The organism is Spirillospora sp. NPDC047279, assembly GCF_040643285.1.
Taxonomy (GTDB): domain Bacteria; phylum Actinomycetota; class Actinomycetes; order Streptosporangiales; family Streptosporangiaceae; genus Spirillospora.
On the sequence record NZ_JBEYUA010000004.1, the window covers coordinates 64,886 to 84,017 of the forward strand.

Here is a 19,132-nt window from a genome sequence, read left to right on the forward strand (position 1 = left end):
GCGGCGAACGAGCGGAGGGAGAGGCGTGACGATCGCGGTCACCGGCGCGCTGCGCGAGGCGGCGAAGCTCGGCCCCTACTTCTCGATCGTCACCGATCCCGACGAGGAGGCCGACCCGACCTGGCGGCCGCTGCCGGAGAAGGATCCCGAACGCCTGCTCGGCCTGGTCGACGCCTACGCCGAACGGCTCGGCACCGGCGAACGCCGGGTCGCCGCGTCGATCCTCTTCCAGGGGCTGGCGTCCCGGCTCTGGTCGCCGGCGGTCGCCGCGGCCGCCCTGGGCGCCGTGCCGGACCTGTCGAGCCTGCACTGGCGCTGGGCGCCGGGGGCGCCGGTCGCCCTGTGGCTGGCCGCCCCGTCGAGCCTGCCCGGCGACCCGGCGGACGCCCTGCACGGCACGGTCGTACGGGGCCAGCTGATGCCGCTCAGGGAGACGATGCTCCAGACCGTGGGGCTGGCGGACGGGCTGCTGTGGGGCAACGCCGCGTCGGCCCTGGCCGGAACGCTCCGCGCGGGAACGCTCCGGCCGGACCTGGCCACACCGCTGCGCGCCCTCGTCCGCGACCTGTTCGCCCGTGCCCCGCTCGCGGGCACGGGCACGTTCGAACAGGGGCGCGGCTTCGTGCGGCGCAGCTGCTGCCTCTACTACCGGGTGCCGCCCGGCGGCGAGATGTGCGGCGACTGCGCGCTGCTGCCCCGCTGACCGGTGGCTATCCCTGGACGGGCTCGGCTTTCGAGCCCGGGGCCGGAGCGGACGGCGCCGCCCGCCGGAAGGCCCGTTCGGTCAGGGCGCCGAACAGCAGCCCCAGCGTCGACCACAACACCACCTGGATGCCCAGCGAGGCGACGCGGAAGTCCCAGAGCACCGTGGCCGGGAACCCGTCCGCCACCGCGTCGGGCTCGGGCGTGAGGCGGTAGACGAGCGCGACGACGACGGCGAAGCCGACCGCCGCGACGATCGTCGCGTTCCACGGGCCCAGCCGCGGCAGCAGGCGCCGCTGGACGATCACGGCGGCCGCCGTCGCGAGCAGGCCGAGCGCGACCATGCCGAAGTAGATCGCGGTGCGCTCGCCGATGGTCTCGGGGTCGCCGACAGCCGGGGGAGTGGGCGGGTACTTGAGGAACGGCACGACCACGACCGCCGTGAAGCCGCCGACGGCGACCAGGGCGGCCGTCGCGCGGGCGCCGAGCGCGCCGAGCCGGCCGTACGCGAACGCGAACGCGATGGCGAAGAGCCCGCCGACCGCGACGCCGTAGACCACCATGGCCGTGATCAGGCCGGTGGTCTTCTGGACGGTGCGGCTGACGACCTCGGGCTCCTCGGCCGCCGCGCCGGCGTGGTCGTGGGCCGCGCCGGCCTCCTCGAAGGCGATGGCGTGGCCGACCTGCGGTTCACCGTAGATCCAGGCGATCAGGAGGGCGAGCGCCGCCGCCGCGACGCCGACGAGCATGCCGCGGATGAGAAGTGAGCGCATCATCAGTGGCAGGGGAACCCGAGCAGGTGACGGCCGTCGTGCGTGAACTCGTGCACCCAGGTGCCGCCGAAGAGCGAGGTCGCGCCCTGTTCGGCGCCCACGAAGTAGATGAGCACGAGCGCCAGGACCAGGGCGAAGACCGCCCAGGGCAGGATCTTGCGGACGGGGACGCGCAGCGGTACGGGCTGCTCCGGTGCCTGCGACGACGGCACGGCTGACTGGGCCATGGGGTCTCCTCACGGGGTGCACTCGCCCCGGTGACGGGAGGACGACAGGTCAGTTCCTGACTCCCGGGGCCCTGACGGGAGGGCCCCGGACACAGTGGCGGGACCGTCCTGGAGTCGCACCAGGTTCCTGCGCACTGTCGCCTCGTTTGTGAACTTGTCGGGGAGAGCGTCCCCTTTGCCGAGGCGCACCGTCAAGTCGGCGGAGGGTGACAAAGACCCAGCCCCGGAACGATCAGGGCGGCCGCGGCCGGCGCGGGACGTGGGGGAGGGCCGAGACGGCCATCTCGGATCGTGAGACCGATGCTCACGAACTGAGACGTTGCGGTAGAGTGCGCGCATGGTTTCCCGCAACGTCCGTCTGGCCGTGATCGCCGGTGACGGGATCGGCCCCGAGGTCGTCGCCGAGGGGCTCAAGGTCCTCGAGGCCGTCGCCCCCTCGTCCGGCCTCACCTTCGAGCAGACCCCGTACGACCTCGGCGCCGCCCGCTGGCACCGGACCGGCGAGGTGCTGCCCGACTCGGTGCTCGACGAACTGCGCGGCCAGGACGCCATTCTGCTCGGCGCCATCGGCGACCCGACCGTCCCCAGCGGCACGCTGGAGCGCGGGCTGCTGCTGCGCATGCGGTTCGAGCTCGACCAGTACGTCAACCTGCGGCCGGTCAAGCTGCTGCCCGGGGCCTCCACCCCGCTGGCCGACGTGCAGCCCGAGGACATCGACATGGTCGTCGTCCGCGAGGGCACCGAGGGCCCGTACGCGGGCGTCGGAGGCGTGCTCCGCAAGGGCACCCCGCACGAGGTCGCCACCCAGGAGAGCGTCAACACCGCCCTCGGCGTCGAGCGGATCATCCGCTACGCGTTCGAGCAGGCCGCGGCCCGCCCGCGCAAGAAGCTGACGCTGGTCCACAAGGACAACGTGCTGACCTTCGCCGCCGGGCTCTACCAGCGTTACCTCAAGGAGCTCTCCGCCGAGTTCCCGCAGGTCGAGGTCGACTACAGCCACGTCGACGCGGCCACCATGTTCTTCGTCAACCAGCCGCGGCGCTACGACGTGATCGTCACCGACAACCTGTTCGGCGACATCATCACCGACCTCGGCGCCGCGGTGGCCGGCGGCATCGGGCTCGCCGCCTCCGGCAACATCAACCCCACCGGCGCGGCGCCGTCGATGTTCGAGCCGGTGCACGGCAGCGCCCCCGACATCGCGGGCCAGGGCAAGGCCGACCCGACCGCTACGATCCTGTCCGTCGTCATGCTGCTGGACCACCTGGCCACGATCGAGCCCGGTGCGGCCGAGGCCGCGCGGCGCGTCGAGCAGGCCGTCGCCGACGACCTGCTGGAGCGTCCGGGCCTGGGTGCGCGGTCCACGGCGCAGGTCGGCGACGCGATCGCGAAGCGAGTATCCGGCTAGGGGCACGCCTCTCTGGACTTACTCAGGGGAACTCCGGGCGTGCCTCGCGGCGCGCCCGGTTTTCGCGTGCGCCCCGTGATCGAGGAGCGGGACTGGACGAAGTACGACAATGGGCATTAAGGAATGCCGTACGGCAACGGGGCCGTGGTGGCGATCCGGGAGAGGACCGAGACGATGAGCACCACCCTTGACTTCGAGATCATCCCCAGCGAGCAGCCGACGCCGGCCGCGGAGCGCGAGCGCATCCTGGCCGACCCGGGGTGGGGGGTGCACTTCACGGATCACATGGTCACGATCCGGTACAAGGAGGGCAAGGGCTGGTACGACGCCCGCCTGGAGCCCTACGGGCCGATCCCGATGGACCCCGCCAGCCAGGTCCTGCACTACTCCCAGGAGCTGTTCGAGGGCCTCAAGGCCTACCGCCAGGCCGACGGGTCGATCGTCACGTTCCGCCCGTACGCCAACGCCGCCCGGATGAACCGCTCCGCCCGCCGGATGGCCATGCCGGAGATCCCCGAGCAGCTGTTCGTGGACGCGCTGGAGACCCTGGTCCGCACCGACCGCGACTGGATCCCCGGCCAGGAGGGGCAGAGCCTCTACCTGCGGCCGTTCATGTTCGCGACCACCCGTGCCCTCGGCGTCAACCGGCCCGCCGACGAGTTCCTCTTCATGGTCATCGCGTCCCCGTCCGGCCTCTACTACCCGCGCGGCATCAAGCCCGTCAGGGTCTGGCTGTCGCAGGACTACGTGCGCGCCGCTCCGGGCGGCACCGGTGAGGCCAAGACCGGCGGCAACTACGCCGCCTCGTTCGCCGGGCAGGCCCAGGCCGTCGCGCACGGCTGCGACCAGGTGGTCTGGCTCGACGCGCACGAGCACCGCTGGGTCGAGGAGGTCGGGTCGATGAACCTGATCTTCGTGTACGGGGAGGGCCCGAACGCGCGGCTCCTCACCCCGGCGCTCAACGGCTCGCTGCTGGCGGGGATCACCCGCGACTCCATGCTCAAGCTCGCCCCGGACCTCGGCATCCCGGTCGAGGAGGGCAAGATCAGCATCGAGGACTGGCAGTCGGGCTGCGAGAGCGGCGCGATCACCGAGGTCTTCGGCTGCGGCACCGCCGCCATCATCAGCCCGGTCGGCCACGTCAAGGGCGCCGACCGCGAGTGGGGCATCGGCACCGGCGAGCCGGGCGTGATCTCCATGAAGCTCCGCGAGGAGCTGATCGGCATCCAGTACGGCACCAAGCCCGACCCCTACGGCTGGGTCCACAAGATCGCGTGATGTCGTGCGGCGCCGGTCCCATCTCGGGGCCGGCGCCGCCGTCGTCTCGATATTTGAGATCGATGTCTTATCTGCTCGAACGGTGTGGCATGCTTGCTCGCATCATGCGCTACAGCCTCGTAATTATCGGCTGGCGCGCCGGCAGCTAACGGGACATCGCCGGCGCGCAGACCTCTCACGTCCGTGGGGGGTTTTTTGCATTCCAGGACCCGTTCCCGGGCGAGTGCACGCGCCAGCCAGACCCCGAGGGGGATTTCGATGCAGGGCGACGGATTCCACGTCTACGACACGACGCTTCGCGACGGCTCGCAGCAGGAGGGCCTCAACCTCTCCGTGGCCGACAAGCTCGTCGTCGCGCGCCACCTCGACGAGCTCGGGGTCGGCTTCATCGAAGGCGGCTGGCCCGGCGCCAACCCCAAGGACACCGAATTCTTCCGGCGGGCTCGGACCGAGCTCGACCTGAAGCACGCGCAGCTCACCGCGTTCGGCGCGACCCGCCGGGCCGGTGTGCGGGCCGCCGACGACCCTCAGGTGGCCGCCCTGCGCGACTCCGGCGCGCCGGTCGTGACCCTTGTCGCCAAGAGTCACGACAGGCACGTCGAGCTGGCCCTCCGCACGACGCTGGAGGAGAACCTCGCGATGATCCGCGACACCGTCTCCCACCTGCGTGCGGAGGGCCAACGAGTCTTCCTGGACGCCGAGCACTTCTTCGACGGCTACCACGCCAACCGCGCCTACGCGCTGGAGGTCGTACGGACCGCCGCCGAGGCCGGCGCCGACGTCATCGCGCTCTGCGACACCAACGGCGGCATGCTCCCCGACGAGCTCGCCGACGTCGTCCACGAGGTGGTCTCCGCCGGCGCCCGCGTCGGCATCCACTGCCACGACGACTCCGGCTGCGCCGTCGCCAACTCGCTCGCGGCCGTCCGCGCCGGGGCGACGCACGTGCAGGGCTGCGCCAACGGCTACGGCGAACGGTCCGGCAACGCCAACCTCTTCACGGTGATCGGCAACCTCCAGCTCAAGCGCGGGATGCGCCTGGTGACCGACGGCCAGCTGGCCGAGATGACCCGGATCGCGCACGCGGTCTCGGAGGTCACCAACGTCACCCCCAGCTCGCAGCAGCCGTACGTGGGCCTGTCGGCGTTCGCGCACAAGGCCGGGCTGCACGCGTCCGCGGTCAAGGTCGACCCGAACCTCTACCAGCACATCGACCCGGCCGCGGTCGGCAACGACATGCGCATGCTGGTGTCCAGCATGGCCGGGCGCGCCTCGGTGGAGCTGAAGGGCCGCGAGCTCGGCTACGACCTGTCCGGCGAGAAGGCCAAGCACGTCGTCGACCGGGTCAAGGAGCTGGAGTCGACCGGCTACACCTTCGAGGCCGCCGACGCCTCGTTCGAGCTGCTCCTGCGCGAGGAGCTCACCGGCGTCCGGCAGCGGCACTTCGAGGTCGAGTCGTGGCGTGCGATCGTCGAGCGGCGGCCGGACGGCTCCATGGTCAGCGAGGCGACCGTGAAGCTGCACGCCAAGGGCGAGCGGATCGTCGCCACCGGCGAGGGCAACGGCCCGGTCAACGCCCTCGACAACGCGCTGCGCATCGCCCTCGGCCGTCTCTACCCCGAGCTGGCGCGCCTGGAACTGGTCGACTACAAGGTCCGCATCCTGGAGGGCACGCACGGCACCCAGGCCCGTACGCGCGTGCTCGTCGAGTCCAGCGACGGCAGCCGGGAGTGGGGCACGGTCGGCGTCGAGGACAACGTCATCGCCGCGTCCTGGCAGGCCCTTGAGGAGGCCGTCACCTACTGCCTGCTGCACGCCGGCTACGAGGCCGGCTGATCCCTTCGATGCCGCGCGCGGGAATGTCCGCCGTGGAGCGGGCATGACAGGGGCATGAGCAGAGAGATCACCGACAACGCCCAGCTGAGCCGCTTCGAGATCCACGAGGACGGGGTGCTCGCCGGGTTCGCCGCGTACGAACGGCACCCCGACCAGCTCGTCATCACCCACACCGAGGTCGAGCCGGAGTTCGAGGGCCAGGGCATCGGAAGTGCCCTGGCCCGCGGCGCCCTCGACCATGTCCGCAAGGACGGCCTGACGGTGGTGCCCAAGTGCGCGTTCGTCAAGGGTTGGATAGAGAAGCACCCCGACTACCAGGACCTGGTCGCCTGACGGCTGTCAGGCCGTGGGCTGGGCCTGACGGCTGTCAGGCCGTGGGCTGGGCCTGACGGCTGTCAGGCCGTGGGCTGGGCCTGACGGCTGTCAGGCCGTGGGCCGGGGCTGACGGCCGTCAGGCCTTGGGCTCGGCGCTCTGGATGACCTCGAACGACCAGAGCTCGGCGCCGGCGGCCGCGGGGCCGCCGTGACCGTGGCCGTGCCCATGACCCTGTCCAGGGGCCTGGCCGTCGCCCTGCCCCTCCTGGGGCTTCGCCTCGGCGGCGGCCTGGGCGTGGCCGTGCTTGAACGCCTGGCTCTCGGTCCAGCGCTGGAAGTCCTCCTCACTGCGCCACTGGGTGACGACCAGGTAGCGGTCGAACCCCTCGTCGGGCCGGAGGAGCTGGAACCCCTCGAACCCCTCCGCGGACTCGACCAGGCCGGCCCGGCCCGCGAAGCGGCGTTCCAGCTCCTCCCGGCGTTCGGCCGGGACGGTCAGCACGTTCATCTTGATCACGGACAACGCCGGGACCCCCTCGGTTCGCGTGGTGCGCGTGGTACTGCCGAAACGGTAACGCGCACCCGCGGCGAGCCCGCCGAGGGGGTCGGTCAGACGGCGCGCAGCGACGAGCCGCCCGCGACGTACATCCAGCCGGTGAGGGCGGACTCCTTCACGCGGATCTCGACCGGCCGGTAGAAGGCCGGGTCGACGAAGCCGGGGCCCTGCTGGATCACCGACTCGTACACGAACGTGGAGGCGATGAAGCCGAGGTCGGCGACGGTCTCGGCCAGGGTGGCCTTGAGCACCGGAGCCTCGAGCAGCCGCGCGGTCTGGATGATCGCGCTGCCGGAGACCCCGCGCGGGTCCCAGGTCACCGGGCCGACGTGCAGCGCGACCCGCAGCTGGATCCGGGTCGCCTCGCTCGCCCGCCGGTTGTGGCGCCGCAGCCCGGCCTCCAGCCGCGCCAGCATCGGGTCGACGACCGAACGGGTGGGGGTGTCGGGCGGCACGATGATGAGGGCGCCGTCGCCGCGGTCCTCCTGGTAGTAGTCGGCGTGCCCGAGCCCGGAGCCGGCGAGGGCCTGCTGCACCATCGCGTACATCGACTCCCGGACGATCATCCGGTCGTCGTCGTCGCGGCCGTGCCCGCCGAACCCGGCGATGTCGGTGAGCAGGACCGAGCAGTTGCCGCCCGACCAGGCCGGCGGCGGCTGGTGCACGAACGACCCCGGCCGGCCGTACGGACCCGATCCCGCGAACGGAGGGGCCCCCGCGAACGCACCGGGCCCGCCGAAGGGTGCGGGACCCCCGAACGGAGCGGAACCGCCGAACGGGCCGTGCCCGCCGACGGCGCCGGGGCGGCCGAACGGCTCGGCCCACAGGGGCGGGCCCTCCCAGACGGGCGTGCCGGCCCACGACGGGACGTCCGTACGGGCGGGCGCGGGCGTCCGGGGCGGGACCTCGGTGAGCCGGTCGTAGATCTGTCTTTCCAGGATGGCCTGCACCCGGGGGTGCTCGTTCAGGAACTCCAGGAACGCGTCGGTGCGCGTCTGGATCGCGCTGACCTCGGTCTCGGCGGTGACCATGGCCGAGCGGGCCCGCACCAGCAGCGCGGCCCGCTCACCGATCAGGTCGCCGGGGCCGCGCAGCGCGATGTCGCGGACGCCGTCGGGTCCGTTGACCCAGACCTTCGCCCAGCCGGACAGGATGACGATCACGTGCTCGCCCGGCAGCCCCTCCCGGCACAGGACGTCGCCGGGCCGGTAGGCGGCCTGGTGCGCGCGGGCCCGCATCGCGCGCTGTTCCGTGGCCGTGAGCGCCTGCCAGAACGACGGCCGGAGCTCGGTCACCGCCTCCCGCGGCCCGCCGGAACCGGCCATGTGCGCCGCGTTCTGCACCGGGAGGTCAGGGGTGTGCGTGTTTCGTGCAGGCATTCGCTGCACCACCGCGTCCCGGGTGGGCGTGGCGGAGGTGTCGGCGTGCCCGTTCCCGCCGGTGACCGCGGCCACCGTCCAGGAACGTGCCTCGTGGGACGTCGTGTCGCCGGCGCCGCCCGCCTGCCCGGAGGGCGGCGCGCCGCGGCCCGCGGAGCCGCGGCCCGGCCGGAAGATGGTCGTGAGCGGCCGTGTGAACGCGAGCTCGTCGCTCGACTTGAGCACCCGGATCTCCTCGACCGTGGTGGCCAGCGAGCGGCCCTTCCTGGTCAGGGCGATCTGGTCGTAGGTGAACCCCGCGATGGGCACGGCGACGAGCGCCAGCAACGCCGCGATGATCCCCCGTACTCCGCCGACCAGGACCGACCCCATGATGACCAGCATCGAGAGAACGATGACGGCCACCGACAGGCTGGCCTTGATCTTCGGGACTCGTACCTTGTTCACTCCGCCTCCCTTCCCCGGGGGAGGGAGCCCGGGGCCCTGCCCAGGCTCGGATGGAGCAAGCGTAGAACGGGGCGCATACGATGTACATGCAAACAGCGCATAAAATTCTGTTGCAACTTGCACGCGATCAGACTGACCTGAGATCGACATGTGATGTTCAGGCAGGTTTCCCTGACATAGAGTGCGGGAACCATTTGATTCAGATGCATGCGAACAACGGACGTTCGATGTGGAGGCGAACCCGCTCATGAAGAACTCCGGAGCAGCCTCCGGGACGCACAGCGCGCGCCCGTCCGGACGGCGCGAGGCCGATGACCGGGACACGGCCACTCCGGTCCCGGTGGGGGAGCGGGTCACCGTCAACCTCAGCCTCAAGGCGCGCGATGCCCTCGAAGAGATCATGGCTCTCACCGGCATCAACAAGACCGACAGCATCAGCCGTGCCCTGGTCGTGTACGCCGAGATCGAGCGCATGGCCGGCAACGGCGGCTCGATCTACTGCCGCGAGAGTCCCGACGGCGACCTCATGAAATGGAAGATCGTCTGACCTGATCCATCAGTGCCAGGGGCGCACCACGCCCAGCATCGTGCCGACCACCAGCAGGACGGCCATGCCCGCGCCCGCCAGCACGTTCACGCCGCTCACGGCGTTCGGAGCCGGCTCGAGGGCGTGCCTCAGCGGTGGCGCCTTCCGCCGTGGCCTCCTGACGCCCGCCGACGGTGACCGCTCGGCCGGGGACGCCGCCTGTGCGGGCAGGGGTTCCTCGGTGACGATCCGCGGTGTGCCCGCCCACGGCGCGCGCCGGATGCGCTTCTGGAAGAGGGCTCCGGACGGGCACTGGTCGGGCGTCTCGCGCAGGGCGACGAACTGGAATCCCTGCCGCGAGTAGTAGGCGTGAAGGCCGTGGTTGTCGCTCCACACGTCGATGCGGATCAGCTTGGCCCGGGGTCTGACCCGCCGTCCCCGAAGCTCCGCCCAGCGGATCAGCTCGGCGCCCAGCCCGGTGCCCGCGTACCTCCGGTCGATCACCAGCCGGTGGATGTAGACCGCCTCGTCCCGGCGCTCCTCCTCGTTCCAGAGATCGGCGCTGCCGGACGTGTTGATCGTGACCGAGGCGATGGGGCTCCCGCCGTCCCACAGGATCCACGTCCGTCGGCCGACGACCCCCTCGGTGACCCGGTCGTCACGGGTCTTCAGATCGGGCCACGGGCTGTTCCACTGCTTGGTGTCCTTCTCCTCGCGCAACCAGTCGCCGGCCGAGTCGATGAGCTTGATGATCGTCGGCACGTGCTCATCCCGGGCGAGTCTGATCTGGTAGCGCGGGCCGGGCCGAAAGTGCTTCCCCCGTAGGCGGATCCGGAGACCGCGGATCCTGGCGATGGCGTTCACGTGGTGTCTGCTCCGAAAGTGCGCGCCCCCGCCTCGTCCGGTCCCACGGGTGCCGGACGCGGCGGCGGGAACGGAGAAGCGGGGGTACCGGACATGGTGTGCCGCCCGCCCCGGCGAGGCTTTCCCCCGGCCTGCCGGATCGGGCGGTCGTGCGGTCAGGTGCCCTTGCCTCCGTTCGGAGAACGGCTGGGTGACTTCGAGGCGGTCGCGGCGGGCCTGTCGCCCTTCGTGGACCGCCGTCCGTCCTCGGACGGGGTGGTGTCCTTGGACGGGGTGCGGTTGGGTCCCTGGACGACGGCCTCGGGGACGTTGCCCACGTTGTAGTGAAGGCGGTTGCGGTCGGCGGGCCACACCGTCACCGTCAGCCGGAACGGCTGGCCCTGGTCGGAGTACGCGGTGCGTATCGTCTCGAAGACCACGTCGGCCGCGGAGTCGCCGAGCGCGAAGAAGCGCTTCTCGTTGTCGTTGGGCGCCCGCGCGGTGATCTCGTCGTGATAGCCGGCCTCCTTGTAGCCCAGCGTCTCCCCGAGGTACTTGACCGCTCCCTCGGGGATGTCACGGGCCTCGAGGAGCTTGTTGGCGCCACCGTCCAGGACGAAGGCCAGCGGGTAGAAGGACGTCTGGAGGGACCACGGCTCCTTGTCGAGATAGATCTCCTGGTGGCGGGAGACCACCTGCGTTTGGAGGTTCACCTCGAGGTACAGCGCGAACCGCTCCTTGACGAGCTGGACCTCCACGCGCGGCTCCGACGTGGAGGGCGTGCGGTTCTGCACGGCGGCGTCACGCTTGTACCACTGGCCCTCGCCGCCGCCCGGGCCGACGCCCAGTTCGGTGGCGGACAACGTGACGTGCACCGGTTCGGGCCGGAACACGACGAACGTTCCCTTGCCCTGCTCGGAGATGACCTGGCCACGGTTGGCCAGGAAGTCCAGGGCCTCGCGGATCGTGTTCCGGGACGTGTCGTACTGACTCTGCAACTCGCTCTCGGGCGGGAGCTTGCGGCGACCGCCTTCCCTGTCGCGCTCGAACTCTCCGTTCTTGATACGAGCGAGCAGGTCATCGGCCACTTCGCGCCAGCGTCGCGCTGCCATCCGGTCCGCTCCTTTCCCCGCCGTACGGGGTGAGACTCGCGCGTCGCGCCTCGGGTTCGTCCCCTGGAGTCAGATCTTCTCTCTCGTTGCGACTGTCTTGCAAGTAGATGATCGAGAGGAGGCGAACCAGTACGAGGTGTTTAGTTCTCACAAAAAGGGTATCACTGGACTAGTTAACTTGTAGGTACAAGTGAATCAGTCAATCAGTGAGGCGAGTGGGAAAACGCTACCAGCCGGGTGACTCGATCATCGGGATTCATGCGATGAACGAATGAGTGATCAGGCGGGATTCGCGTAGAGGGTGGACGACCTAAGGAGAGGTCGGTGGAGAGAAGCCGGGTGGAAGACACCCAAGTCCCGAGCGGGGACCTCACGTTGACGGAGGGGGCCCCGACGACCAGGGCGGACGTCACTTTCGTCACTGAGAAGGTGCTCGCCGACCCCGCCGCCGGCGAGCCCTCCGGAGCCGGCGCCCCGGGTGCCGCCGAGCCGGGTGCCGCCGAGCCGGGCGACGTGCTCCTGGCCTTCGGCCTGGTGGTCGTTCTGGGATTGGTGAGCCTGGGGGTGACCGTGGCGGCCGGGCTGTGGCTCGACACCTCCGCGGTACTGACGCTGTTCTGCTCGGCGGCCGTGTTCACGGTGGTCTGCGTTGCAGGTGTGTTCGTGTCCGGTCTCTCGAGTTCCAGACGTTCCTGAGTGCGTGGTGACGCGTGGTGCGGGGGAAAGGGGGCGGACGCCGATGGCCGGATCCGGCCAACGCTCGTCCGTCCGTAATTCCCGTGCTCTGACCCACTGCCGGTGAAAGGAGGAACGCGCTCCGTTTCAGCAGGCCAGGTGGATCCCATCGGGTGGAATTTCGTTCGTCTGGCCTGATCAGTACTTCCGACCGCGCGGGATCAGTGGCGGAAGGGAAGCGAGTTGCCGATGTGGCATGTGCCCGATTCGGCTCGCGATCAGGGGACGGAGGGAAAGGGACATCGTGCAATTTTTCCCTCATAATGCTTGCAAAGCTGCAGAGAGGGACATTGTCGTGACTGTTCCCATCCGCCCCCTGCCACACGTCCTCCCGCAGGTAGACGCGATCCGCGGCTACATCACCCAGGTGGCCGCAGCGTTGGACGCCCGGGACTTGGACGTGCGGAATGTCTGGCTGGACCCCATGAACCCCCGCGACGCCACCTTCATCCTGCGCAGCCGCGCGGTGGTGTGGAACGAGTCGGAGGGCTTCGTCGCCGGTGAGTTCGTGTCCGGTGCGCAAGGAGAGCGCACCGTGCTGGCCGATCCGGTGAAACTGGGCGGCGGTGTGCTCCTGGCACCCGGCCACGCCGCCTGGCTGATCGCGAACGACCGGGTCGAGGCTCCGGCCGCGTACCGGGACCACGGGTCCGTCCGGGACGGGCTCGACGACGCGCTGGCCGCCTACGAGATCTGACCCCGGCCGCCGGGGCGGCACGAGCCGCCCCGGCGGATCGCCGGCGCCGAGATATCGAAATGAACGGCTACGATGGGTAGTCGCCCGTTCGCTGACAAACTCGGGAAACTTGGGTAAAGCGGTGGCGGAAGTCGGAGGAGGCCGCCACCATATGTATCCATGGCGGTGGTGCGCGCTGCGCCCACCGGCTCCCCCTTACTTGAGCAGACCGACGTCCGGAGTGATCGCATGCCCGTCCGACCCTGGCGCCTGGACTCCGCCGGGCGCCTGTCGGAAGGTTCGCTCGCGGACCTGGCCTACCAGTTCGGCGACCAGCACGAGCGTGAGGGCGACCTGGAGCAGGCCGCCGAATGGTTCCGCCGTGCCGCCCAGTCGTCCACCCGCCCCGACGCCGCGCTGCGGCTCGGCGGCGTGCTCGGCCGCCTCGCCGACGAGCAGCCCGCCGAGGGCGCGCCCGGCACGTCCGAGCAGCTCCTGGCCGAGGCCACCCGCTGGCTCTCCGGCGCCCAGGGCGCGACGACGCCCGACGCCATCGAGCTCATCACCGACATGCTCAACCGGCACCAGCGACAGGCCGCCCGCCGCGGCCTCGAACCGGCCGGGGTGCCCGGCTGAAGGCGAAACGCCGCTTATGGCGTGAACCGAATCGCCTCGTCCGTCGTCGGACACCAGTGAGATCGACGCACTGGAAGGTGACGAGGTGAGCGGTCAGGAGCCCGGGTACGTTCCCCCGGACCACAAGACAACCGCGGAGTTCGCGATCCCCGGCAAGAAGGACGCGGGGGCCGAGTCGACGATCGTCGACCAGCCGGTCGACGACGTCCCCGCCGACCTCGCCGCGACCTACGAGGACCCGCCCGAGGACGATGTGCCGGGCGCCGCGTCCGGGGTCACGGCCCCGGCACCGCCGGCGACCCTGACGGACTTCCCGGTGGACGACACGGTGGACGACACCGTCGGCGACCCGCCGGCGACGCTGACCGACGTCGCGATCGAGGCTCCGGTCACGCTGACCGACGTCACGGTCGACGAGCCCGCGACGGTCACCGACTTCCCGGTGGACGAGGGCGGCATCCCCGACATGCCGGTCGCGGGTGGCCGGTTCATGGCCGTCCCCGCGGAGCCGGCCGCCCCGCAGCCGAACGAGCAGCCGGTCGTTCTCGACAAGCCGACCGGGGCGCCCGGCCAGACCGCCGCCTTCGAGCAGCCCGCCGGCTACCCGCAGTCCGCCGTGTTCGAGCAGCCCGCTCCCTACGAGCAGCCTGCGGGGCATGAGCAGCCTGCCGCCTTCGAGCAGCCCGCGGTGCCGGACGAGCAGCCGACCGCGCCGGGCGAGGACGCCGCACTGCCGGACGAGCACGACCTCTGGACCGCGCACTTCGGCGCGCAGGAGGAGGTCCAGCCCGGCCCGCCGCCGGTCCCGCAGGCGGCCGCCGCGGTGCCGTTCCTCACGCCGCCGACGCCCGACGTCCACCAGCAGGCCGCCTCGCACCAGCCGCCGCCCCCGCAGGAGGCGCAGCAGCAGCCGGTCGCGTCGCCCTCGGGCGGCATCCCCCCGCAGCAGTTCGCCGCCCCGCCGCCACCACCGCCCGGGATGGCCATGCCGGGCGCGACCGGGCCGACCGGACGCGGCAAGTCGCGCAAACCGCTCCTGCTGGCCGGTGTCGTCGCGGCGGTGCTGGTGGTCGGCGCGGGCGCCACGGCCGCGATCCTGCTCATGGGCGACGGCGGATCCAGTTCGACGTCCGCAGGAAGCCCGGCCACGTCGAGCGTTCCCACCCCGGCCGCCAGCGCGACGCCGAGCGGCACCACCGCCGCGACACCCGCGCCCACCGCGAGCGCCGGCGCGACGGGCCAGCCGACCGCGCCGGGTCAGCAGCCGCCCGCGCCGGTCGTCCCGACCCCCACCGCGCCGCCGGTGGGGCCGGTGGTCAACGGCAGCGGGATCACCTACCAGCTCATGCAGCGCGATCCCGGCTACTTCGAGGGACGGTTCGTCTTCACCAACCGCACCGGCAAGCCCATGAAGACGTGGAAGATCACGTTCGACGCGCCTGGTGCCAACGTCAAGAACATCTGGGGCGGGCGGCTCGTGCGCCGCGGCGACAAGGTCGAGATCCAGAACCTCGACGGTGCGCCCCCGGTGCCGCCCGGCGCCACCTGGGAGATCCAGTACGGCGCCGCGGGAACGGCGGCCGACCCCAAGGCCTGCAAGATCAATAACAAGCCCTGCGGGTTCTAGGAACCTGATTCGGCGACCGCCGCGAACCGGCCCAGGATGAGGCTCCACGCCTCCTCGAACCCGGCCGCGGCGTTCGCCGGGAGCTTGTCGACGCCCCGGTGCTCCAGCTCGACCCGCGTCAGGTTGGGGCCGAGGGCGGCGAAGCGCACCTCGACCTCGGTGCCCGGGGCCGGCGGCACCTCCCAGGTGAGGGCGAGCCGGGCGGAGGGCTCCCAGACGGTGATGTGGCCCCAGTCGTGCTCGGTGCCGTCGGCCCAGGACTCGTGCACGCGGCCGCCGAGCGACTCGGCCATGTGCACCGAGTGGGGTCTGCCACCGCCGAACGTGAAGGGACGTCCCGGCCACCAGCTGCCGATGCGCCGGACGAACACCTCGAAGGTGTGGGCGCGGTCGCTGCGGACGATCGTCACCTGCTGGACGGGCTCGGCGTTCGGCTGGGCCATGTGCGGGGGAACCTTCCCGGCGGCATTTTTCGGGGTCTGGGGGCATCTGCCTACGATGCCGTCCATGCTTCCAGCCCCGGCCGGAGAAGGGTAGCTTTCCGTGATTTCGGGCGAGGTTCCGGGGGCGTACTAGGCTCTTGACCATGCGTATCGCGAGGTTCACCGCCGAGGGCGGCATGGGGTTCGGGGTCATCGAGGAGAACACCATCGCGGTGGTCGCGCCGCATCCTTTCGGGGACCTGGAGTTCAGTGGCCATCGGTTCCCGCTGCAGGATGTCCGGCTGCTCTCCCCGTACCTGCCGAGCAAGGTCGTCGCGATCGGCAAGAACTACGCCGAGCACGCGCGCGAGATGGGCGGCGAGCCGCCCGCCGAGCCGGTGATCTTCTCCAAGCCGGCGACCGCCGTGATCGGTCCCGGCGAGGCCATCGCCTATCCCCAGAAGCTCAGCGAACGGGTCGACTACGAGGGCGAGCTGGCCGTCGTCATCGGCCGGCTGTGCCGGGACGTGCCCGCCTCCCGCGCCGGCGAGGTCGTCCTCGGCTACACCTGCGCCAACGACGTGACGGCCCGCGACCTGCAGAAGAAGGACGGGCAGTGGACGCGGGCCAAGGGCTTCGACACGTTCTGCCCGCTGGGCCCGTGGATCGAGACCGAGGTCGACCCGTCCGACCTGGCGATCACCACCACGGTCAACGGCGAGGTCCGCCAGGAGTCCCGTACCTCCCAGCTCATCCACGACGTTCCGACGCTGATCGAGTACGTCTCGCAGGTCATGACGCTGCTCCCCGGCGACGTGATCCTCACCGGCACCCCCGCGGGCGTCGGCCCGCTGGAGATCGGCGACGAGGTGACCGTCACGGTCGAGAACGTGGGGAGCCTCACCAATCGCGTGATCGCGCGCGACTGATGGCGTTCACCGGCTTCGGCGACCAGGCCTTCGCGTTCTACGAGGGCCTGCTCGCCGACAACACCAAGGCCTACTGGCTCGCGCACAAGGAGACCTACGAACGCCACGTGCGCGAGCCCATGATCGAGCTCTTCGCCGAGCTGGAGCCCGAGTTCGGCCCGGCCAAGATGTTCCGCCCCTATCGCGACGTGCGCTTCAGCAACGACAAGTCGCCCTACAAGACCCACCAGGGCGGCCACGCGGGCGACGGCTTCTACTTCCAGGTCGACGCCGACGGCCTGATGGTCGCCGGCGGGATGTACGGCCCGACCCCCGAGCAGCTCCGCCGCTACCGCGCCGCGGTCGACGCGCCCGCCACCGGAAAGCGGCTCGAGGCCATCGTCGGCGATCTCCGTTCCGCCGGGATGGAGATCGCCGGAGACCGCCTCAAGACCCGGCCGCGCGGCACCCCGGACGACCATCCCCGCCTGGACCTGCTCCGCCACCGCTCGCTCTACGCCCATCTGGGCTGGCCCGCCGACCCCTGGGCGGCCACGCCGGAGGTCGTCGACCGCGTCCGAGAATCCTGGCGCCGCCTCCGCCCGCTGGTCGACTGGGGTGCCGAGCACATCGGCCCGCCGGACTTCACCCGATAACGACCGTTCAACGACCCTGGCCGTCCCGCCAAACCGTTTTGGTCCAGGTCCCCGGGTCCTGTATTCTCTTCGAGGCGCGAGCGACCAGCAGGTCTTCGGATCTGAGGGCCGCTCTACCACACTGGGGTATGGTGTAATCGGCAGCACGACTGATTCTGGTTCAGTTAGTCTAGGTTCGAGTCCTGGTACCCCAGCTGAGTCGCCCGATCTCGATCGGTTCGGCTCTTCTCCTGGGAGAGACGGTTTCGCGAGAAGCCGGTTCGAACAGGGGGACATCGTCCGGTAAGCTGGGCGAGGCCCGAGCGAGAGATCGCAAAGGCCGAAGAAAGATCAAGCCCCCGTCGTCTAGTGGCCTAGGACGCCGCCCTCTCAAGGCGGTAACGGCGGTTCGAATCCGCTCGGGGGTACGCACGGAAACGCAGGTCAGACCACAAGTCTGAGCCTGCGTTTTGCGTTTCCAAGATCGCGATAGCAGCCGACCGTCGTCCCCACCATCCGGGCCGTCGCTGGCCCGACCGAGCACGGGCGTCTTCGGTCAGGGACTCCAGGTTCAGGGGATTGCTGGGCGTTCCGGTGCCTGCCGACCGGCCCCCATCGAGGGGGTTGCCTCCGCCGCCGGTCAGGCGGCAGTTTCGGGGGCGTAGACGTTCCGGACGGCGCGCCTGAAGTCCGGGCACTCGACGAGGGGTTCGTGGGTGCAGGTTGCGGCGTGGCGAAGGCTTTCCCGCATGCGGACGAGTTGGTCGATCTTCTCGTCGAGGTCGTGGACCTTCGCCGCCATGCCCGCGCGCATTCGTTCATTGTCTTCGGGACGGGCCGCGAGAAACCGGCTGATCTCGCGCACTGTGAACCCGGCTGCGCGCGCGCAGGTGATCAATCCGAGCCTTTCGAGGACCTCTGGCCGGTAGGTGCGGCGCAGTCCGTTGCGGCCGGTCGGCTCGACCAGGCCTTCCTTCTCGTAGTAGCGCAGCGCGGACGGCGCCAGTCCGGTGCGCGCCGCGACCTCGGCGATGTCCAGCAAACCACTACCCATGATCCACCCTTGACTTGAAGTGCGCTTCAAGTCGCAGTCTAGGCGGCATGAACATTCACCATCTCAACTGCGGCTCCGTGCGCGAGATCGAGGCCACCTACGACGGCCCGCCACCCGCGCACGCGGTGAACCACTGCCTGCTGATCGAGACCGGCGAGGGTCTGGTGCTCGTGGAGACGGGTCTGGGGCTCGGTGACGTGCGCGACCCCGACGGAACGCTCGGCACCGAATGGGTCGAGATGGCGCGCCCGGTCCTGAAGGAAGAGGAGACCGCGATACACCAGCTCCAACGTCTGGGCTTCTCCGCGAGCGACGTTCGGCACATCATCGTCACCCATCTGGACGTCGACCATTGCGGCGGGCTGCCCGACTTCCCCGACGCCAAAGTGCACGTGCTGGCCGCCGAACTGGAGGCCGCGCTGGCGCAGGCGCCCAGCCGCCGCTACCGCCCCGCCCACTGGGCGCACGGCCCTGCCTGGGCCACCTACCAGCCGGCAGACGCGAGCCAGGAGAAGATCCGGGACTGGTACGGCTTCACCGCGATCCACCCCGAGGGCCTGCCAGAGGAGATTTTGATGATCCCGCTCGGCGGCCACACCGCAGGACACGCCGGCGTCGCCGTGCGAGACGGTGACCGGTGGCTGCTGCACTGCGGCGACGCGTACTACTACCACCGCGAACTCCAGCCGTCACCCCACCCGCACCCGCTTCTGGACATCGTCCAGACAAGCTCAGAGGTCCATCACGACCTCCGCCTTGGAACGCAGGCACGGCTGCGAGAACTCGTCCGAGACCACGGCCACGAGGTCACCGCTTTCTCGGCCCACGACCCCTGGGAATTCGCGAACCTCAGCCGATCTTGACCGATCCCACCGATCCCACCGGGCCGGACCAACCGGGATTGCGACGTACCGGCGGCGCCACGAACCACATCGGGCTCGCATCGGCCCTGGACAACGCGGTGCTCAGCCCTATCGACCACGAGCGACGTCGACGGACGGCATGACCGGCGATCTCGAAATCTCCACGGTCCAGGG

Annotated in this window: 20 protein-coding genes, 2 tRNA genes, 1 pseudogene and 1 riboswitch; of the genes and pseudogenes, 15 read left to right on the forward strand and 8 right to left on the reverse strand. The window is 70.6% G+C overall.

The genetic code is table 11. The features are described 5' to 3' along the window. The first annotated feature begins 25 nt into the window (after positions 1-25). Complete coding sequence (locus ABZ810_RS10605) at positions 26-703, forward strand: (2Fe-2S)-binding protein (RefSeq protein WP_358401826.1); 678 nt, start codon at positions 26-28, stop codon at positions 701-703. 7 nt (positions 704-710) lie between these two features. Here ABZ810_RS10605 and ABZ810_RS10610 read toward each other — a convergent pair whose 3' ends face one another. Both ABZ810_RS10610 and ABZ810_RS10615 read right to left on the reverse strand, forming a co-directional pair. Beyond that, a complete protein-coding gene (locus ABZ810_RS10610; protein ID WP_358401828.1) occupies positions 711-1,478 on the reverse strand; it encodes a CbtA family protein in 768 nt (255 codons plus the stop codon). Further along, on the reverse strand, positions 1,478-1,702 hold the full coding sequence (locus ABZ810_RS10615) for a CbtB domain-containing protein (protein ID WP_358401829.1): 225 nt from the start codon (positions 1,700-1,702) through the stop codon (positions 1,478-1,480). The genes ABZ810_RS10610 and ABZ810_RS10615 overlap by 1 nt, the downstream gene beginning before the upstream one ends. A gap of 29 nt (positions 1,703-1,731) precedes the next feature. Then, positions 1,732-1,875: riboswitch (cobalamin riboswitch) on the reverse strand. Positions 1,876-2,039: 164 nt separating this feature from the next. Between ABZ810_RS10615 and ABZ810_RS10620 the strand changes: the two genes are divergently transcribed. From ABZ810_RS10620 to ABZ810_RS10635, 4 genes and pseudogenes are all read left to right on the forward strand, one after another. Beyond that, positions 2,040-3,110 (forward strand): 3-isopropylmalate dehydrogenase, encoded by a 1,071-nt coding sequence (locus ABZ810_RS10620; protein ID WP_358401831.1) that lies wholly within the window; start codon positions 2,040-2,042, stop codon positions 3,108-3,110. A 174-nt stretch (positions 3,111-3,284) separates the two neighbouring features. After that, positions 3,285-4,388 carry a branched-chain amino acid aminotransferase gene (locus ABZ810_RS10625; RefSeq protein ID WP_358401833.1) on the forward strand — a complete coding sequence of 368 codons (1,104 nt, stop codon included), beginning with the start codon at positions 3,285-3,287 and terminating at the stop codon, positions 4,386-4,388. A gap of 258 nt (positions 4,389-4,646) precedes the next feature. Next, positions 4,647-6,224, forward strand: coding sequence for a citramalate synthase (gene cimA, locus ABZ810_RS10630; protein ID WP_358401835.1), 1,578 nt, complete (start codon positions 4,647-4,649; stop codon positions 6,222-6,224). Positions 6,225-6,257: 33 nt separating this feature from the next. Then, positions 6,258-6,557, forward strand: a pseudogene (locus ABZ810_RS10635) (GNAT family N-acetyltransferase); the annotation flags it as partial. A gap of 118 nt (positions 6,558-6,675) precedes the next feature. On the opposite strand, the gene ABZ810_RS10640 reads toward ABZ810_RS10635, so the two are convergent. Both ABZ810_RS10640 and ABZ810_RS10645 read right to left on the reverse strand, forming a co-directional pair. Then, positions 6,676-7,062, reverse strand: a complete 387-nt coding sequence (locus tag ABZ810_RS10640; RefSeq protein WP_358401837.1) for an antibiotic biosynthesis monooxygenase — start codon at positions 7,060-7,062, stop codon at positions 6,676-6,678. A gap of 86 nt (positions 7,063-7,148) precedes the next feature. Then, positions 7,149-8,921 carry a cyclic nucleotide-binding domain-containing protein gene (locus ABZ810_RS10645; RefSeq protein ID WP_358401839.1) on the reverse strand — a complete coding sequence of 591 codons (1,773 nt, stop codon included), beginning with the start codon at positions 8,919-8,921 and terminating at the stop codon, positions 7,149-7,151. Positions 8,922-9,168: 247 nt separating this feature from the next. On the opposite strand from ABZ810_RS10645, the gene ABZ810_RS10650 reads away from it, so the two are divergent. Beyond that, positions 9,169-9,468 carry a hypothetical protein gene (locus ABZ810_RS10650; protein ID WP_358401840.1) on the forward strand — a complete coding sequence of 100 codons (300 nt, stop codon included), beginning with the start codon at positions 9,169-9,171 and terminating at the stop codon, positions 9,466-9,468. Between the two features lie 9 nt (positions 9,469-9,477). Here the strand turns inward: ABZ810_RS10650 and ABZ810_RS10655 are convergent, their stop codons facing one another. Both ABZ810_RS10655 and ABZ810_RS10660 read right to left on the reverse strand, forming a co-directional pair. After that, positions 9,478-10,209, reverse strand: coding sequence for a GNAT family N-acetyltransferase (locus ABZ810_RS10655; RefSeq protein WP_358401842.1), 732 nt, complete (start codon positions 10,207-10,209; stop codon positions 9,478-9,480). A gap of 257 nt (positions 10,210-10,466) precedes the next feature. Continuing rightward, positions 10,467-11,402, reverse strand: a complete 936-nt coding sequence (locus ABZ810_RS10660; protein ID WP_358401844.1) for a GntR family transcriptional regulator — start codon at positions 11,400-11,402, stop codon at positions 10,467-10,469. 339 nt (positions 11,403-11,741) lie between these two features. Between ABZ810_RS10660 and ABZ810_RS10665 the strand changes: the two genes are divergently transcribed. The 4 genes from ABZ810_RS10665 (at position 11,742) to ABZ810_RS10680 (ending at position 15,076) form a co-directional block, all read left to right on the forward strand. Beyond that, positions 11,742-12,098 (forward strand): hypothetical protein, encoded by a 357-nt coding sequence (locus ABZ810_RS10665; protein WP_358401846.1) that lies wholly within the window; start codon positions 11,742-11,744, stop codon positions 12,096-12,098. A 334-nt stretch (positions 12,099-12,432) separates the two neighbouring features. Further along, complete coding sequence (locus ABZ810_RS10670) at positions 12,433-12,834, forward strand: hypothetical protein (RefSeq protein ID WP_358401848.1); 402 nt, start codon at positions 12,433-12,435, stop codon at positions 12,832-12,834. Positions 12,835-13,062: 228 nt separating this feature from the next. Further along, positions 13,063-13,449 (forward strand): hypothetical protein, encoded by a 387-nt coding sequence (locus tag ABZ810_RS10675; RefSeq protein ID WP_358401850.1) that lies wholly within the window; start codon positions 13,063-13,065, stop codon positions 13,447-13,449. Between the two features lie 85 nt (positions 13,450-13,534). Then, entirely contained in the window at positions 13,535-15,076 is a 1,542-nt protein-coding gene (locus ABZ810_RS10680) for a cellulose binding domain-containing protein (RefSeq protein ID WP_358401852.1), read from the forward strand. Here the strand turns inward: ABZ810_RS10680 and ABZ810_RS10685 are convergent. Next, positions 15,073-15,519 (reverse strand): hypothetical protein, encoded by a 447-nt coding sequence (locus ABZ810_RS10685; RefSeq protein ID WP_358401854.1) that lies wholly within the window; start codon positions 15,517-15,519, stop codon positions 15,073-15,075. The genes ABZ810_RS10680 and ABZ810_RS10685 overlap by 4 nt on opposite strands. A 143-nt stretch (positions 15,520-15,662) precedes the next feature. Between ABZ810_RS10685 and ABZ810_RS10690 the strand changes: the two genes are divergently transcribed. The 4 genes from ABZ810_RS10690 (at position 15,663) to ABZ810_RS10705 (ending at position 17,469) form a co-directional block, all read left to right on the forward strand. Continuing rightward, the gene (locus ABZ810_RS10690) at positions 15,663-16,427 is read left to right on the forward strand and encodes a fumarylacetoacetate hydrolase family protein (protein WP_358401856.1); all 765 of its coding nucleotides are present in this window, start codon (positions 15,663-15,665) and stop codon (positions 16,425-16,427) included. Then, a complete protein-coding gene (locus ABZ810_RS10695; RefSeq protein WP_358401858.1) occupies positions 16,427-17,062 on the forward strand; it encodes a DUF2461 domain-containing protein in 636 nt (211 codons plus the stop codon). Before ABZ810_RS10690 ends, ABZ810_RS10695 begins: the two co-directional genes overlap by 1 nt. Before the next feature lie 122 nt (positions 17,063-17,184). Then, positions 17,185-17,256, forward strand: a tRNA-Gln gene (locus ABZ810_RS10700). A 140-nt stretch (positions 17,257-17,396) separates the two neighbouring features. Beyond that, a tRNA-Glu gene (locus tag ABZ810_RS10705) sits at positions 17,397-17,469 on the forward strand. Between the two features lie 212 nt (positions 17,470-17,681). Here ABZ810_RS10705 and ABZ810_RS10710 read toward each other — a convergent pair. Then, positions 17,682-18,083: a MerR family transcriptional regulator gene (locus ABZ810_RS10710; RefSeq protein WP_358401860.1), complete on the reverse strand. Its 402-nt coding sequence runs from the start codon at positions 18,081-18,083 to the stop codon at positions 17,682-17,684. A 59-nt stretch (positions 18,084-18,142) separates the two neighbouring features. Between ABZ810_RS10710 and ABZ810_RS10715 the strand changes: the two genes are divergently transcribed. Next, entirely contained in the window at positions 18,143-18,958 is an 816-nt protein-coding gene (locus ABZ810_RS10715; RefSeq protein WP_358401862.1) for an MBL fold metallo-hydrolase, read from the forward strand. Positions 18,959-19,132 lie beyond the last annotated feature (174 nt).

Coding starts and splice junctions, on each gene's coding strand:
- ABZ810_RS10610 (WP_358401828.1), bottom strand. CDS start 1,478: ATGATGCGCTCACTTCTCATCCGCGGCATGCTCGTCGGCGTCGCGGCG.
- ABZ810_RS10615 (WP_358401829.1), bottom strand. CDS start 1,702: ATGGCCCAGTCAGCCGTGCCGTCGTCGCAGGCACCGGAGCAGCCCGTA.
- ABZ810_RS10620 (WP_358401831.1), top strand. CDS start 2,040: ATGGTTTCCCGCAACGTCCGTCTGGCCGTGATCGCCGGTGACGGGATC.
- ABZ810_RS10625 (WP_358401833.1), top strand. CDS start 3,285: ATGAGCACCACCCTTGACTTCGAGATCATCCCCAGCGAGCAGCCGACG.
- cimA (WP_358401835.1), top strand. CDS start 4,647: ATGCAGGGCGACGGATTCCACGTCTACGACACGACGCTTCGCGACGGC.
- ABZ810_RS10650 (WP_358401840.1), top strand. CDS start 9,169: ATGAAGAACTCCGGAGCAGCCTCCGGGACGCACAGCGCGCGCCCGTCC.
- ABZ810_RS10660 (WP_358401844.1), bottom strand. CDS start 11,402: ATGGCAGCGCGACGCTGGCGCGAAGTGGCCGATGACCTGCTCGCTCGT.
- ABZ810_RS10675 (WP_358401850.1), top strand. CDS start 13,063: ATGCCCGTCCGACCCTGGCGCCTGGACTCCGCCGGGCGCCTGTCGGAA.
- ABZ810_RS10685 (WP_358401854.1), bottom strand. CDS start 15,519: ATGGCCCAGCCGAACGCCGAGCCCGTCCAGCAGGTGACGATCGTCCGC.
- ABZ810_RS10690 (WP_358401856.1), top strand. CDS start 15,663: ATGCGTATCGCGAGGTTCACCGCCGAGGGCGGCATGGGGTTCGGGGTC.
- ABZ810_RS10695 (WP_358401858.1), top strand. CDS start 16,427: ATGGCGTTCACCGGCTTCGGCGACCAGGCCTTCGCGTTCTACGAGGGC.
- ABZ810_RS10715 (WP_358401862.1), top strand. CDS start 18,143: ATGAACATTCACCATCTCAACTGCGGCTCCGTGCGCGAGATCGAGGCC.